The sequence below is a fragment of the Nonomuraea turcica genome (assembly GCF_030718205.1).
Lineage (GTDB): Bacteria > Actinomycetota > Actinomycetes > Streptosporangiales > Streptosporangiaceae > Nonomuraea.
On sequence record NZ_JAUZQF010000052.1, the window covers coordinates 1 to 15,435 of the forward strand.

The following is a 15,435-nucleotide window of genomic DNA, read 5'->3' on the forward strand; positions in this document are numbered from 1 at the left end:
CCAGAGCTTGCTGATCCACGCTCGCCACCCGACTTCACAGTCACTCTGGGCGAGCATCATGCCACGATCTGTCAATAGTGTCCCGAGAACGAACGGTTAAGCATGTCCTGAGCCCTCACATCGACAGCGGGTTTATGGGCGCAGGAGGCCGTTTTCCTTCGGTTGCTGAACTGACGAGCGTCGCATTTTCTGTGCCGTGACCCTATCCGGAGCGGTTCTGCGCTAACGCTGTCGCGTAGATGAACGATACCGCAGGTGTGCATAGCCACCCTGTTTTGTCGGTGGCGGTGTCTAGGGTGCGGGTCGATGGACGGAGGTGCGATGCAGTGGCATGACGAGCTCGGTTACGACCATGTCGTGATGCGTCAGCTTGGGGTGCTTTGGGGTAAATCGCGCCATAAGGCAGGCGGTCGGACAAATCTCCTCCTTTCGCATCTCTTGGACACAGCGGCCGTGGCGGAGCAGATATGGGACCACTATTTGGCACCCTCCACGAAACAGACTCTGGATGCCCTTTCGCAGGGGCGGGGGCGGCTGTTTTTCGCTTGGTTGTGCGGGGTGCATGACTGCGGCAAGGCAACTCCTGCCTTTCAGCGAGTGGACGACGAAGGCGCCGAGGCGGTGCGGCGGGCTGGGCTGAGTTGGGACGAGCCCGTGGTGAAACGGGTTCGGTGGCGGCATGACAAGGCTGGTGGAACGCTCCTGCTGCGTCTGCTGCGGGAGACCGGCTGGGACGCTCAGCAGATCGCATGGCTGTGGCCGCTGGTCGCCGGGCACCACGGGACGGTGCCGTCGGTAGGTGCGCTGGCGCGGCCGAGGACCGCTCAGGGCGAGCCGCAGGGAAAGGCTCCGGCGTGGCTCAGAGTGCAAGCGGTGTTGGTCGACGTGTTCACCCGGCTGGTGGGGTTCCAAGATCTTGCTGACGTGCAGCCCCGGATTGTGCCCAGTCGTGCCGTGCAACTGCAGCTCAGCGGCCTGGTGGTGATGGCCGACTGGATCGCCAGCGACGAGCGTCACTTCCCGGGCGTGGATGATCTGGCCGAGGTGACTTTGCAGGGTGCCCGAGATCGCGCGGTCAAGGCATGGGGACAACTTGGGCTGCGTGGTGGCTGGGGGCGGTTGGAAAGTCCGGCCTCGGATGCATTCGTACACCGTTTTGATCAGTCGCCGCGCCCGTCACAAGAGCTTGTCATACGTACGGCCCGGCGGATACCGGCTCCTGGACTTCTGATCGTCGAAGCACCGATGGGCGAGGGCAAGACCAAAGCTGCCCTGTTGGCCGCCGAGGTGCTGTCCGCCCGGTTCGGCGCCGACGGGGTCTTTGTGGGGATGCCCACGCAGGCGACGAGCGACCCGATGTTCAGCCAGGTACGCGCCTGGCTGACGCGGATCGATGGGGAGCTGGCCAGCCAGGTGGCATTGCTACACGGCAAGCGGATGTTCAACAAGGAATGGCAGAGCCTGCTGGACGGGTCAGACAGTGACCCCGACAGCTTCTACGGCAGCGTCGACGAAGACGACATCTACGGACTGGCGGACTCGCCCTTCGGCCAGGAGAAGGAGGGGGGTGCGCAGCGGCAGGCTCCAGCCGAATGGTTCCTGGGCCGCAAGCGCGGGCTACTGAGCCCATTCGTCGTCGGCACCATCGACCAGTTGCTCTTCGCGGCGACGCGGACCAAGCATGTGATGCTGCGCGCCGCCGGGCTGATGGGCAAGGTCGTCGTCCTGGATGAGGTGCACGCGGCCGACGTCTACATGTCGCAGTTCCTGAAAGAGGGGTTGCGCTGGCTGGGGCAGGCGCGGGTGCCGGTGGTGTTGTTATCGGCCACATTGCCCCCGGCGCAGCGCCGCGAACTCGTTGCCGCGTATCTGGCCGGTGCGGCATCGGTAGAGGTGTTCGACGTCGCGGGGTTGCCGTCGCCGCAGGGGTATCCCAGTGTCACTGCCGCGTGCCTGGTCGACGGGCGGGCGATCTATGACGTCGATGACGCGCGGCAGTGGCGGCGGGATCTGAACGTGGCGGTGACCGTCCTGCCAGAGACCGCCGATGTGGACCCAGCGGAGGAGAGCCGTGCGGCTGAGGACGCGATTGCCGCGCTGTTGCAGGAGCGGCTGGCTCAAGGCGGGTGCGCGTTGGTGATCCGGAACACCGTTCCCCGGGCGCAACGCGCTTACCAGGTGCTGCGGGATCGGTTCGGTGATGGTGAGGTGCGGCTGTTGCATGGACGGATGACCGCTCATGATCGGGCAGTGGGCACCGAGGAATGTCTGCAACTGCTGGGTCCGCCGGTCAACGATGAGACGCGGAGGCCTGAGCGGCTGATCCTGGTCGCAACCCAGCTGGCCGAGCAGTCCTTCGACGTGGACGCGGACGTGCTCGTCACCGATCTGACCACGATCGACCTGCTACTGCAACGCTTGGGCCGGATGCATCGCCACGAGGGAGTGGAGCGGCCGCCCCAACTTCGCCGGCCGGAGGTGGTCATCAGCGGGTTCGCGCCGCGAAGCGGAGCCGCTCCATGGATCCTGCCGGCGAGCGAGACCATCTACGGCCGGTATCTGCTGCTCCGCACCGCCGCGGTGGTCTGCGCCGCCGACGGCGGCAGCTGGTCGATACCAGGTGATGTGCCGCGTCTTGTCGATCGGGTGTATGGCGAGGCCTCCGATCTTGTCCCGCCTGCCTGGATTACGGATGAGCAGCAGGCGCGCCAGGATTGGGCGGCTCGGCAGGAGGAACGTGCTCGCAGCGCGGAGCACTTCCTGCTCACCCGGGCTGGCGAGCATACAAAGGCGACGCTGGAAGGGCTGCACTACGGCGCGGCTCCCGGCAGCCTGGCCGAGCACAAGCTGGAGGCCGTGGTCCGGGATGGGGAGCGCAGTGTGGAGGTAATCCTCGTGCACCAGGACGACAGGGGATACCACACGCTGGCGGGCAGATGGCTGGGAATCAACGGCGAGGCACTGTCAGATGACGTGGTGGAGGAGGTGCTCGGGGCGACCGTACGGCTGCCTCCTACGTTGACCGAGCACGCCGAGCGCGAGCTGGCGCCACTTGATGGCTGGCGGAGCCACCCGTGGCTGAAACGAAGTCTGGCGCTGGTCCTGGGCGCCGACACCAACGCCAACTTGGGCGAGTATCAGGTGCGGTACGACGAGGCGCTCGCGCTGATGGTGGAGGGTGGTCCACGCCGTCCCGTACGGGGGCGCAGGTGAGACTCGCATGGCTAGGCGGCCTCAGGCAACGTGGCGTCGCTAGAGGCCGCCTAGCTCACGCTGGTCTTGATCCCCGCATGGCGGGGCCAACGCATGCCCCAAACACGACTAAGGGCCATCCCCGCGAAGGCAGATCACGCAAGGCCGCACGAACCACTTTAAGCATTTGTCTGACGGGGCGGTGTTGTCTATGGCACGCTCCAACCCGCGAGTTCTTAAACAGGACTAGTTAGAGGAGCCGTAATGTTCGGCTATGACCTGATCGACTCGCCGTGGCTGCTGCCTCGGCCATGTGGTCGGCCCGCCAGTGAGCCTCAGTCATTGCGGCACACGCTGTTGCACGCCCACGAGTACGACGCGCTGGAGGTCGAGATCTCCACGCATACCCCGGCGCTTCTGCGCCAGGTGCTTCTGCCCGTCGTGATGGATGCCCTGGGACGCCCCGGCGACCGTACGGAATGGGCACGCCGGTTTGCTCACGGCCGCTTCACTGAAGAGCAGCAGCAGGCGATCAGCGACTACCTCGATGAGCACCGCTCCCGCTTCGACCTCTTCAGCAACGAGGCACCTTTCGCCCAGGTACCCCAGCTGCATACGGCCAAGGAGGAGACCAAGGGGTCGGCACTACTAGTCGCCACTGAGGCATCCGGCAACAATGTGCCGCTGTTCGCTAGTCGCACCGAGGCCAACCCGCTGCCGTTGCCCCCGGCTGAGGCGGCGCGGTGGCTGCTGCACGCCCACTGCTGGGACACCGCTGGCATCAAATCGGGAGCGGTCGACGACCCTGCTGTGAAGGCAGGTAAAACCACTGGGAACGTGACCGGTCCGCTGGGGGCTCTGGGAGTAATCGTCCCCATGGGGCGCACCTTGTTCGAGACGCTGATGCTCAACATCCCGATCGGTCGGCAACCAGTCGACGATCTACCGCAGTGGCGGCGCCCATTCGCACAAGCGGCCTGGCACATCCGATCGGCCACTGGGTTGCTGGATTTGTGGACATGGCAGGCACGGCGCATCCGTTTGATCCCGGAACAGACTGACGAAGGTCTGCGGGTCTGTCGAGTGGTGTTGTGCACGGGAGACCGGCTACAAGCCATCCCCGAGTGGGAGCCGCACACGGCCTGGACCTTCCAAAAGGCGCCCAAGAGCCCAACGGGAACGGTCCGCCGGCCGCGTCGGCACGTCCCGGGCAAGGCCGCCTGGCGCGGAATGGAGGCGCTACTGACCGCGGAACGGCAAGACAGTGATGGCGGCGTCGAGACGTCGATTCTGCTCAGCCAGCTCGCTGACGTCCAAGCCGACGGGTTCCTCCCCTTCGACTACCCGTTGCAGGTGCAGACGATCGGCATCGTCTACGGAACGCAGTCCGCGGTGGTGGAGGACGTGTTGTTCGACTCGATCCCGCTGCCGGCGGCCGGGCTGCGTACCGAGAGTGACACTTACACCACCTTGGTGGAGGTGACCGAGCAGGCCGAAGACCTGGCAAAGGCCATCAACGATCTGTCGGCCGACCTGCGCCGAGCCAGAGGAGCCGACCCGATTCCTTGGGACAAGGGGCAGCGCCCTGGCGAGTATGTGCTGCACGCCCTCGACCCGCTGGTGCGGCGTTTCCTGGTCGACGTACGGGCCGCCTCCGACGATTCCGCCCTGCTAGAGCAGGGCCGGGCCGCCTGGGAAAGGCTCGCTCAGCAGCGGACTCGGGAGGTTGCGGAACAGCTGTTGGCCGCGGCCACCGGCAGCGAGTTCGTCGGGCGAGTGGTGAGGAAGGACAACCGTGACTACGTCTACCGGCTCGCCTCCGCCGAGCAGAACTTCCGTCAGCGGGTACGCGCCGCGCTGCCCCGCTGGGCTCAGACCGTACGCGACCAGCGCGACGCCCATACAGAGCAGCCAGCCGTCGCGGCGAGCGCCCGATCAGCATGAAGACGCGCGAGGGAGACAAAATGATTTCCACGAATGATCGCATCGTCCGGTATTGGGCCCGGTACGTGGCCGCAGACGGTACCTGGCGCGACAAGCAGGGGCCGCCGCCGGGCGAGGACCTGGCCGCCTTCCGCGCCGGATTGGGACGCCCCGCCGGCACCGTGCCCGCCCTGTGGCCGTACTACACGTCCCCCATCGACGACCGCCTCGCCCAGCAGAGCAAGGTCTCAGACGAATTGACCGCCGAACACGCCGCCCTCGCTCTGTACGGCCTGCACCAGCAGTCCCGCCCCGACCCTATGCACCATCCCGGCATCCGCCTGGGCCATGCCCTGCGACGGCTCCACAAGCAATCGGAGGACGACAAGGGATTCACCCGAGAGGCGGTGGACCGGCGTGTGAACGCCGCTGCCTCCGCCACCCAAGTCACGGCCTTGCTCACCCACCTGCGAGGCCTGATCTCCCAGCTCCGCGCCGTAGGCGCGCCCTTGGATTACGACCTGCTGTTGAAAGACATCCGCGACTGGCAGCGGCCCGACACGCGTCAGCTGGCCCGCCGCAGGCTTGGGCTCGACTACTACGGCTGGCAACCGCCTTCACGGTCGACTGCCGAATCGACAACCAATTCCGCCCCCGCGTAACGGTTCCGACCGCTACGGACCCTTTTCATCCACCGATCTCATCCGGAGCTTTCCATGGACAGGCGCCTGTACATTGACGTGCACATCATCCAGACTGTGCCGCCCGCGAATCTGAACCGTGACGATCAAGGCAATCCGAAGGAGGCCTACTTCGGCGGGCACCGTCGGGCGCGGGTGTCGTCCCAGGCGTGGAAGCGCGCCAGCCGTACCAGCTTCGCCGAACACGCCCCCCAGCAAGACCACGCCACCCGGACCAAGCGGATCGCCGCCGAACTGGCCAGGCGACTGGCCGATCGTACAGAGCTGGAGACAGAGCAGGCCACCCGCCTGGCAACCGCGCTGCTGCAGCCGCTGGGCATTAAGCCGGGCAAAAAGGCGGGCGACACTGCCTACCTGCTGTTCTTCGGCTACCGCCAGCTGGAGGACATCGTCGACCTGGTCGTGCACCAGGCCGCCGACCTTACTGCCCTGGAGGACGAGGAGCTCGCCAAGGCGGTCAAAGACCTCCCGGTGGCCGAGAAACTGCAGCAGAGTCATCCGATGGACGTGGCGCTGTTCGGGCGCATGGTCGCCGACATCCCCGCCCTCAACGTCGATGCCGCCGTTCAGGTGGCGCATGCGCTGTCCACCCACGCGGTGGACCTGGAGTTCGACTACTACACCGCCGTCGACGACGAGAATCTCAAGGAGGAGACCGGCGCCGGCATGATTGGGCAGATCGGTTTCAACTCCGCCACCTTGTATCGCTACGCCACCATCAATGTGCCCCAGCTGATCGCCAACCTCGGCGACAGCGATGCGGCTCTGGTCGCGGTCGATGCCTTCATAGAGCACTTCGCCCGTTCCATCCCCTCCGGGCACCAAAATTCCTTCGCCCACCGCACCTTGCCCAGCCTGCTCGCCGTCGTGGTCCGCGAAGATCAGCCAGTCAACCTCGTCTCCGCATTCGAAAGGCCGCTGCAGCCCGAAAACGAGGGCGAGGGGCTGGCCGCCGACTCCGCCGTCCGGCTGGCCGTGGAATACGACCGCGCAACTAGGCAATGGGGTGACACCCCCATCCACGCCGCGATCTGCCACACCTTCGACCCCGACCAGCACACTGGGGAACGACTTACCACGATCTTCGGCGCGAACACCACCTTCCCCACCTTGATCGCCGACCTTCACGCCAGGTTGGCCGAGCACATCCAGCAGGTCCGATGACCGCCCCCCAGGCCACGCTGGTCCTGCGCCTGGGTGGCCCGTTGCAGTCGTGGGGCGACCGCAGTGTCTTCAACCGACGCGAGACCCGGCCCGAACCCACCAAATCCGGGATCCTGGGCTTGCTCGCCGCCGCCTCCGGCCGGCCCCGCGAAGAATCCCTGGACGATCTGCTCGGGCTCCAGTTGGGTGTACGCGTCGACCAGCCCGGTAGCCTGCTGCGCGACTATCACACCGTCAGTGACTACCGGGGACGGCCCTTGCCGCAGGCGGGCGTGTCGGCGAAGGGTGTGCAGAAGCCCACTTCGCCAGCCAAGTACACGCACGTCACCCAGCGCTTCTACTTGCAAGACGCGGTCTTCCTCGCGGCTCTGCATGGACCCGCCGCCCTGGTGGAGACGCTGGCTGAGGCTGTCCAACGTCCGGCCTTCCCTCTTGCGCTGGGGCGCCGTTCCTGCGTCCCCACCCAGCCGCTCTTTCTTGCCATCCGTCAGGGACCCCTGCTGGAGGTTTTGGAAACCGAGCCCTGGCAGGCCACTGACACGGCTAAACAGCTTTACGCTCGCGGTCGGGGCCGCCCCACCACCATCGATGTGTCGGCCACCCTCGACGATCCTGACGGCGAGGACTCCCTCACTGATGTCCCGCACTCCTTCGCTCCCCGTGAGCGCCGCTTTAGCAGCCGCCGCATTCGGCACCGTTGGATCACCTTGCCGACTGGGTTCGCCAAGGCCGACAGCACCATGGATGACCCGCGAAGCCACGACCCGTTCGCCCTCCTGGGTTGGTGACCTACGACATGACCTACCTGTCCCGCATCAGAATCAACCCGCTGCGTGAGAAGAGTCGGTTGTTGTTGGCCAGCCCTCACGCCATGCATGGCGCCGTCATGTACGGCATCCCCGATGCACCCACTGGCCAGCGCATCCTGTGGCGGCTGGACGCCGACGACCCTCGCCGCCCCATGCTGTTCGTCCTGACCGCCACCCGGCCGGACTGGAGCCACCTCATCGAACAGGCCGGGTGGCCCGACGCCGACGGCGAACACGCCGCCATCCGCGACTACGCCCCGCTGCTCGCTCAGATCGCCGTCGGCCGCGAGTTCGCCTTCCGGCTCACCGCCAATCCCGTCCAGAACACCTCCACGCCTGTCAAACCGACCTCCACCCAGCTCCAACGCACCGCGGAGACCAAACGCCGCTCCTTTCGCATCGGCCACCGCACTGCCGAGCAGCAACTCGGCTGGTTCCTGTCCCATACCGAGCGGTGGGGATTCGAGGTCCCACCGGCGCGCAGCGATCCGCCGGCATCCGGCCTGCAGCCTGACAACGGAGAGCAGGCGACGACGCCGCGCGAGGTACGAATCATCGCTCGCGCGCGCCGTTCCTTCCGGAAAAAGAACACCGGTGGCAAGCCGGTCGTCTTGCACACCGCCACCTTCGAAGGCCGACTACGCATCACGGATGCGGCTACATTCACCGAGCGGCTCCTGAGCGGGATCGGACCGGCCAAGTCCTACGGCTGCGGCCTGCTCACCCTCGCCCCCCTCCCGGGCCTTCGACAGGAGAGGTGATGGCCGACATCTGGTGGAAGGCCCACCCTCACGACCTGCACCGCATCGCCGACCGCGTCTCCAGCGTCTACATCGAACGCAGCCATATCGACCGCGATGAAAACGCTGTCGTGGTCATCAACAAACGCGACACCGTTCGCATCCCCGCCGCGATGGTTGCCGTCATGCTCATCGGACCTGGCACCCGCATCACTCACGGTGCCGTCCAACTCCTCGGCGACTCTGGCACCGCCATGTGCTGGGTGGGCGAACAAGGCGTCCGCCTGTACGCCTCCGGCTTGGGCCCCAGCCGCGGAGCCGGGCTACTCTACCGCCAAGCCTGGCTCGTCACTCGCCCCAAAGAACGTCTAACCGTCGCCCGCGCCATGTACGGCATGCGCTTCCCTGGCGAAGACGTCTCCAACATGACCATGCAACAACTGCGTGGCCGGGAAGGCGCTCGTGTCCGCAGGCAGTACCAACACCACGCTCGCCGCACCGGCGTGGCCTGGACCGGCCGCGACTACCGCCCTGGGGATCCCTTCGCCGCAGGCGACGACCTCAACCGCCTGCTGTCGGCCGCGAACACCGCTCTCTACGGCATCTGCCACGCCGTCATCGTCGGCCTCGGCGCCAGTCCTGGGCTTGGCTTCGTCCACACCGGCTCGGCCACCTCTTTCGTCATGGACGTCGCCGACCTCTACAAAGCCGACTACACGATCCCCCTTGCCTTCGACCTCGCCGCCAAAGGCCTGACCGAAGAACGCGACGCCCGCCTCGGCCTGCGCGACCGAATCGCCGAAGACAAACTCCTTGGACGCATCGTCCGCGACATCAAAACCTTGCTGTCCACCGACGGATCCGACATCCCAGAGATCGACGTCAATGAACTCTGGGACGACAAGGTCGGCACCGTCGCAGGAGGCGTCAACTGGGCCGGAACCGAAGAATTTCCGGACGATCCTCTCTTCGTCGAGTTCGCCCAAGCCACCATGGGTGAGGAACACATTGCCGTCATCGGCCCCGAATTCGACAACGAACCGCATGACCGCCTTCGGCGCGGCAATGAGGCGGCCGACACATGACCGTGATCGTCCTCGTGGCCGCCCCCGAAGGACTCCGCGGCCACCTCACCCGCTGGATGGTCGAAGTCAGCGCTGGCGTCTTCGTCGGCAACCCCAGCAAACGCATCCGCGACCGCATCTGGACACTGCTCGCCAACCGAATCGGTGATTGCCAAGCCGTCCTCGTCGAACCAGCCACCAACGAACAAGGCTGGGCTATTCGCACCGCTGGCAAAGACCGCTGGTACCCCATCGACTTTGACGGACTGATTCTCTCCGCCCGCAACCGTCGATAAAACCCCAGCACAAAAAGTGTCGGCCCCGCACGCGCGGGGATGGCCCGCGCAGATTCGTGCAGTGTTCCCATGGGGCACCGTCGGCCCCGCACGCGCGGGGATGGCCCGCTCGACGACGACGACGCGCCGCCGGCCGAGGTGTCGGCCCCGCACGCGCGGGGATGGCCCGCGCAGATTCGTGCAGTGTTCCCATGGGGCACCGTCGGCCCCGCACGCGCGGGGATGGCCCGCTCGACGACGACGACGCGCCGCCGGCCGAGGTGTCGGCCCCGCACGCGCGGGGATGGCCCCTTGTGGGCGCGCGTATGTGTCGACGGAGAACCGTCGGCCCCGCACGCGCGGGGATGGCCCTCCTCGTCGCGAGTCTCATCGCGACGGAGGTTAGTCGGCCCCGCACGCGCGGGGATGGCCCCCTGACATGGGCCGCCACGAAGACGACGGGCTCGTCGGCCCCGCACGCGCGGGGATGGCCCCCGCGCGTCTCAGGCCGCGAAGGAAGCGCTCATGTCGGCCCCGCACGCGCGGGGATGGCCCCCACGGGGAGGCCGAGGCACGGTTCTACGCCGGTCGGCCCCGCACGCGCGGGGATGGCCCGCTCGCCACCATGGGCATGAGCGCGGTCGGCGCGTCGGCCCCGCACGCGCGGGGATGGCCCGGTTGAGTCCCACGGGCCAGGCGACCGAAGGACGTCGGCCCCGCACGCGCGGGATTGTCCTGACCCGACCGGACGGTGACGCTCTTGCCCGGCGTCGGCCCCGCACGCGCGGGGATGGTCCGTTGCTACGGCGTTCGTGCGTGCCATCCTCTGGGTCGGCCCCGCACGCGCGGGGATGGTCCGAGGAGGGTGGCGAGTCGTCGTGATTTACGGCGGTCGGCCCCGCACGCGCGGGGATGGTCCGATCGCGACGGCCAGGATGAGCCCGGCGTAAGCGTCGGCCCCGCACGCGCGGGGATGGTCCTTCATCATCATCCATCTCAGCCAGTACGAGCAGGTCGGCCCCGCACGCGCGGGGATGGTCCGGTCCGCGCCGGCGTGGCCCGGCCGTGGGAGGTGTCGGCCCCGCACGCGCGGGGATGGTCCTTGGACACCAAGAGCCTCCGCGTCGAGATCAAGGTCGGCCCCGCACGCGCGGGGATGGTCCTCCGCATGAAGAAGTCGATCGTTGAGTTCGTCGGTCGGCCCCGCACGCGCGGGGATGGTCCCCAACACGGGCAGGCCCAGCGCCGCGCCCCCACGTCGGCCCGCACGCGCGGGGATGGTCCGATGATGAGACCGGCCGTTGGGCTCGTCGGCCTGTCGGCCCCGCACGAGCGGGGATGGTCTGGTACGCGACGCACCGTCCATAGCGAAGACGTCGTCGAGGACCACTCCCGATCAGGCGGCGCGAATCTCGGCGTCCGCGACCTTGTCATCCAGCAGCGCATACAGCTGGGTGTTCTCGACAGAAGCGTGGCCGAGGCGGCGGCGCACCGCCTCGATGGAGACGCCGGCGAAGTTCGCTGGCGTGGGCGTGCCGCAGCTGGTGGATGTCGATCTCGACGCGTGCGGCGGCGCAGTAGTTCTGCCAGCGGTGGTGGGCGGCGTCGTAGGAAGCGGCCCGCCGCGCCCGTCAATGGAGGCGCGGAACAGCGGGCTCGCGGTGTAGCCGGCGTGGGCCAGGTAGAGCTTGAGCAGGGAAACGTAGCCGCGGTCGTCGGGCAGGACGGTACGGACGCTGCCGCCCTTGCCGTGGATGCGCACGTGTTCGTCGTCCAGGCGCAGATCGAGGTCCTCCACGTATAGGCCGCAGACTTCGGAGGCGCGGGCGCCGCAGACGTAGGCCGTCTCGAACAGCACCCGGTCGCGTAGCCGGTCCAGCGGCGTCTCCTTGCGCGGCCGCCGTGAGCAGATCGCGGTCAGCACCTTGACGACGTCGGCGGCCGCGGCCGGGCGCGGCAGGCTCTTGGGCACCTTGACCGTGTCGATGCGGTCCATCGGGTTGGCGGCCAGGAGGTCGTGCCGGACCGCCCACTTGGCGAAGGAAGCGACGGCGGCGCGCTTGCGCTTACGGCTGGCTGGCGACAGCTCGGCGAGCTCGGCCAGGAACGCGCGAACCGGCACGGCGGACAGTGCGCCGATCTCCTCCCCGTGGTGAGCGGCGAAGGCGATCAGGTCGCCGCGGTAGGCGCGCCGGGTGTGCGCGGAGATGCCGGCGTTGGCCAGATCGGTGAGGAAATCGTCCAGGTGCCGGAGCGGGTGTGCGCGGCCGAGCTGCTCGGCGATGACCGGATCCACCGTGCCGACCCCCACCATCCGCCGGGTTGCCAGATAACGGTTATCCCGCAACCGCGGGCACGCCGTACCCCCGCTGGAGCGCCGCGACTCGTCCGGAACGTGTCCCGGTCAGCCGGATCGAAGCATCGCGAAGGCGGCGCGCAGGAGCGCCGCGACCTGGGGCGAGTTCCGGAAAGGCGACCGCCGCGCCCAGCCTCGATGAAGGCGGCGCCCAAAAGCGCCCGCGACCCGAGCTGCGGACCTCCACCATGGGAGACCCGCTACCGGCGGGGAGGATCAGGTTCAAGTCCTGGCCGGCGCTCTACCACGTGGAACCCGGGGGTGGTCATGTTTCACGGCTCCGTGGACCTGGTCCACCTCGGCCGAGCAGGGCGGCGTGGCCGGGATCGGTTCGCTGCCTGCCCGCAGCAGCATGGCGCGGGCTGGTCGTGCGGCGGCTGGGGTCGAAGAGAGTCTTGGCGATGACGTCACTGACCCGGTAGGGCTGGCCAGGCGAAATCCTGGACGTTCTGATCTATCAAGTAAAGGCGAGCGCGCTACACAGCGAACTCCCGGAACACCCGCGCCCACCTGCCTACCATCGGGCCGTGAACGTCACCTGGACCGACTGTGGCCGGGCTGTCGCGGCGATCCCGTTCAGCAGCGCCATGCAGCCAGGCACCGACTGACCGTGTAACTCGATCATCGAGTCGCGGTCAGTCTGACGTCGATAACGGTGTGCCAGATGGGATGGTTTCAGGTGAGTCGTGTGGCCCCCTTCGTATTGAGCTCGTGGCGCGTGGCCTCGCGTGCGGCGGCGCGAAGCTCGCGAATAACCGCAACAGCGCTGTGAGCGTCGTTCCACGAGCCGAGCGTCTCGTCCGGCGTCTCCTCAGCGTCGAAGCCGAGAAAATCGAGGAGGGCATCAATCGCTACAGCGGCAGTTGCAAGCTCTCGCTTCCAGAAGTCAGCCTCTTCCCAGGCATGGGGTTCGGCTCCTACAGCGATGGCGATGGCGCCAAGCGTGCACACGGGCGCGTCGTGCGACTTCAGGTTGCGTTGTCGCCTGTGGTAGGCGCCATGAGCGAGCCCGTTGCGTTCGATCACGTCCGCGGCCCGGGAGAGGATGGCTGCCGGTGTAAGCAATGGGAGATGGGGCGCTGCGCCACCGTTGATAGGTTCGCCGTTGAATATCCAGGTCTCATAGGAGATGCCCATCAATCTTCCCTCCCATCCGTCACATGTAGGTCAGCGGTGGCGTTGAAGGAGTGTTCCAGCCGGGCGATGAGCGTTCGGGCTGCCGCGCGAGCGGCGGTCAGCTCTGACTGGGCGTTGTCAACTCGTTCGAAGCGATCACCATGGTCATCACCCAATTGGGTTGAGGTCAGCATGCGAAGTAGCGCTTCGCTTAGCTGTTGCAGTAGCAGGTCAAGTCTGGCCGTGTCGTGGCCAATGGCGCCCAGTACGGCGTTGATCGTGGAAGGGTAAGTGACACCGGCATTCGAGAGCGTCTCGTGGTTGAGCGCGCGGACTGCCGCGGTTGGGGCGGTGGCGACCTGGCAGGTGTAGTCGTCGTTACGAGGGCCGTCGGCCGATTGCCGGACGGTGTTAGTCATCGGTCTTGACTCCGATCATGCAGGCGTGTCAAGTTGCTCCGACCTAGAGTCAAGGGGCCTTGTCTGAGCGGCCTCTAGGAGCCATGCCACCGGCCGCGGAGTGATGACGAGAGCTAGTCGAAGCACCGCTGCTGGCAGAGAGTGGAGTAACTGCCATACGGGTCGTCGGGCACATATTGGCGGCCAGGCTGAACAGGTTGACGCGCCGCCCATCCTGGAGGGCGAGATGGCCAGGGTCGACGCCGTGCGCGTCGGGGCGCGCCGGCCGGACGGGCGGCTGGATCCAGAAGCGGCTGAGCGGGTACAGCGCGACCGCCGAAACGTCGACCGGTTCGTCGGCGCTGTCACGCAGGAGCGGCGCCAGCTGGCGGACCCGGTCCAGGATGCGCCACTCGCGGGGGTCGTCCACCTGGACCAGCAGCCGCCGGCGGCCGGAGGTGGACCAGGCGGGCCGTACGAGAGAGGCCACGTAGGTGAGATAGCCGAGCTCCAGCGGACTGCTGGGGCGGGCGATCTCGATCAACTGCCGCCACAGCCGGTCGCTGAGGACGACCTCGTCCAGGAGGTGGTCGAAGCTGGGCAACCGGCCGGAGGCCAGCTCCCGCCGCAGGTGCAGGGCCACACGCCACAGCTCGGGCACCACCCGGATCCGGACAGGACGGCCGCACGCGAGGGCCGCGCGCGCGGCGGCGATCTGACGGCGTGTGACGGGGTGGTGGCGGGTCACGGCGATGTCGAACCAGGCGGCCAGCAGTGGCACCGGCAGGTGCCCGGCGTAGGCGGCGGCGAGCCCCTTCAGCGGGTAGCTCAGGTAGGGCGAATTCAGGCGCCGGGTGACAGGGACTGCAGGGGGAATGCGGCGGGCGACGCCCGCGCACAGCCCGATCAACCGCACACTGCTGTCGACTTCGGGCAGGGTGGGCCGCGGGTCGTGATCGAGGGCGATGATGTCCTCGGTGATGCCCAGGCCGCAGCTGCCGATGACCGGCATGCGGCGGCCGCCGGCGGTGATGCCCATCACAGCGGTGGCGCTGCCCAAGCACACGCCGGTGATCAAGGTTATGTCCTGGAGCGCGGGCAGAGCGGTGGACGGCGGCGTCCCGCGGGTCCAGACGTAGTGCGTGGTGCCGTCAAGGTGGAGCCCGGTGCAGACGGTACGGCCGCCGTGTTGCAGATCATGCTCGACCAGCGCGTCGGATGCCAGGGCGGCGGCAGGGCCGTGGTCCCACAGGTAGGTGAGGATGGCGCGCATGCGGTGCTCGGCGGTGGCGACCGCCCTGGCCCAGGGGCGAGGCGGGTCGGCGATCGTCACCTGGTCGAGGCCGTCGATGAGGTGGTGTGGGCCGCTGGGCTGGCGCGCAAGGGGCACGCTGACTAGGTCGGGCAGTTCGTCGGGGCGTAGGCGCAGCAGATGGAAGTGTTCCGGCCTCATCGACGGCGTCGGCGGACCGCCGAGGTGGGCATCTGTGGCAGGGACGGATCGCGAGGGAAGCGCCGGTGTCGGTGACATGGTCGCAGGGCTCCTTGGGGGGTAGCCGGCCCGAGGCCGAGGGTGTCCGGGCGTCCGACGTAGCGCCGGGACCGGCGGGTCCCGGGGTCAGCCGTGGGCAGAATCCGGCGGCGTTGGGCTCGTGCAGGCCCGGTAAGGGCGGTTGGTCGAGTGCAGGGGCAGACGG

At 67.5% G+C, this 15,435-nt stretch carries 12 protein-coding genes and 1 CRISPR repeat array; of the genes, 8 read left to right on the forward strand and 4 right to left on the reverse strand.

Going from position 1 to position 15,435, the window contains the following annotated elements; translation table 11 throughout:
- Nucleotides 1-321: 321 nt before the first annotated feature.
- The 8 genes from cas3 (at nucleotide 322) to cas2e (ending at nucleotide 9,889) form a co-directional block, all read left to right on the forward strand.
- Nucleotides 322-3,213 (forward strand): CRISPR-associated helicase Cas3', encoded by a 2,892-nt coding sequence (gene cas3, locus Q9G87_RS58500; protein ID WP_305925351.1) that lies wholly within the window; start codon nucleotides 322-324, stop codon nucleotides 3,211-3,213.
- Nucleotides 3,214-3,456: 243 nt separating this feature from the next.
- Nucleotides 3,457-5,136, forward strand: coding sequence for a type I-E CRISPR-associated protein Cse1/CasA (casA, locus tag Q9G87_RS58505; protein WP_305925352.1), 1,680 nt, complete (start codon nucleotides 3,457-3,459; stop codon nucleotides 5,134-5,136).
- Between the two features lie 20 nt (nucleotides 5,137-5,156).
- Nucleotides 5,157-5,777 (forward strand): type I-E CRISPR-associated protein Cse2/CasB, encoded by a 621-nt coding sequence (gene casB / locus Q9G87_RS58510; protein WP_305925353.1) that lies wholly within the window; start codon nucleotides 5,157-5,159, stop codon nucleotides 5,775-5,777.
- A 54-nt stretch (nucleotides 5,778-5,831) separates the two neighbouring features.
- The gene (cas7e, locus tag Q9G87_RS58515) at nucleotides 5,832-6,980 is read left to right on the forward strand and encodes a type I-E CRISPR-associated protein Cas7/Cse4/CasC (protein ID WP_305925354.1); all 1,149 of its coding nucleotides are present in this window, start codon (nucleotides 5,832-5,834) and stop codon (nucleotides 6,978-6,980) included.
- Nucleotides 6,977-7,768, forward strand: coding sequence for a type I-E CRISPR-associated protein Cas5/CasD (gene cas5e, locus Q9G87_RS58520; protein ID WP_305925355.1), 792 nt, complete (start codon nucleotides 6,977-6,979; stop codon nucleotides 7,766-7,768). Before cas7e ends, cas5e begins: the two co-directional genes overlap by 4 nt.
- Entirely contained in the window at nucleotides 7,765-8,550 is a 786-nt protein-coding gene (cas6e, locus tag Q9G87_RS58525) for a type I-E CRISPR-associated protein Cas6/Cse3/CasE (RefSeq protein ID WP_305925356.1), read from the forward strand. Before cas5e ends, cas6e begins: the two co-directional genes overlap by 4 nt.
- The gene (cas1e, locus tag Q9G87_RS58530; protein WP_305925357.1) at nucleotides 8,550-9,614 is read left to right on the forward strand and encodes a type I-E CRISPR-associated endonuclease Cas1e; all 1,065 of its coding nucleotides are present in this window, start codon (nucleotides 8,550-8,552) and stop codon (nucleotides 9,612-9,614) included. The genes cas6e and cas1e overlap by 1 nt, the downstream gene beginning before the upstream one ends.
- The gene (cas2e, locus tag Q9G87_RS58535; RefSeq protein ID WP_305925358.1) at nucleotides 9,611-9,889 is read left to right on the forward strand and encodes a type I-E CRISPR-associated endoribonuclease Cas2e; all 279 of its coding nucleotides are present in this window, start codon (nucleotides 9,611-9,613) and stop codon (nucleotides 9,887-9,889) included. The genes cas1e and cas2e overlap by 4 nt, the downstream gene beginning before the upstream one ends.
- Before the next feature lie 18 nt (nucleotides 9,890-9,907).
- A CRISPR array of direct repeats spans nucleotides 9,908-11,092; the repeat unit is 28 nt; unit sequence GTCGGCCCCGCACGCGCGGGGATGGCCC.
- 172 nt (nucleotides 11,093-11,264) lie between these two features.
- Here the strand turns inward: cas2e and Q9G87_RS58540 are convergent.
- The 4 genes from Q9G87_RS58540 to Q9G87_RS58555 all read right to left on the reverse strand — a co-directional run bounded on the left by Q9G87_RS58540 (nucleotide 11,265) and on the right by Q9G87_RS58555 (nucleotide 15,191).
- A complete protein-coding gene (locus tag Q9G87_RS58540) occupies nucleotides 11,265-12,164 on the reverse strand; it encodes a tyrosine-type recombinase/integrase (RefSeq protein WP_305925359.1) in 900 nt (299 codons plus the stop codon).
- Nucleotides 12,165-12,899: 735 nt separating this feature from the next.
- Nucleotides 12,900-13,361, reverse strand: coding sequence for a DUF6197 family protein (locus tag Q9G87_RS58545; protein WP_305925360.1), 462 nt, complete (start codon nucleotides 13,359-13,361; stop codon nucleotides 12,900-12,902).
- The gene (locus Q9G87_RS58550) at nucleotides 13,361-13,759 is read right to left on the reverse strand and encodes a hypothetical protein (RefSeq protein WP_305925361.1); all 399 of its coding nucleotides are present in this window, start codon (nucleotides 13,757-13,759) and stop codon (nucleotides 13,361-13,363) included. Before Q9G87_RS58550 ends, Q9G87_RS58545 begins: the two co-directional genes overlap by 1 nt.
- A gap of 49 nt (nucleotides 13,760-13,808) precedes the next feature.
- Nucleotides 13,809-15,191: a hypothetical protein gene (locus tag Q9G87_RS58555; RefSeq protein ID WP_305925362.1), complete on the reverse strand. Its 1,383-nt coding sequence runs from the start codon at nucleotides 15,189-15,191 to the stop codon at nucleotides 13,809-13,811.
- Nucleotides 15,192-15,435 lie beyond the last annotated feature (244 nt).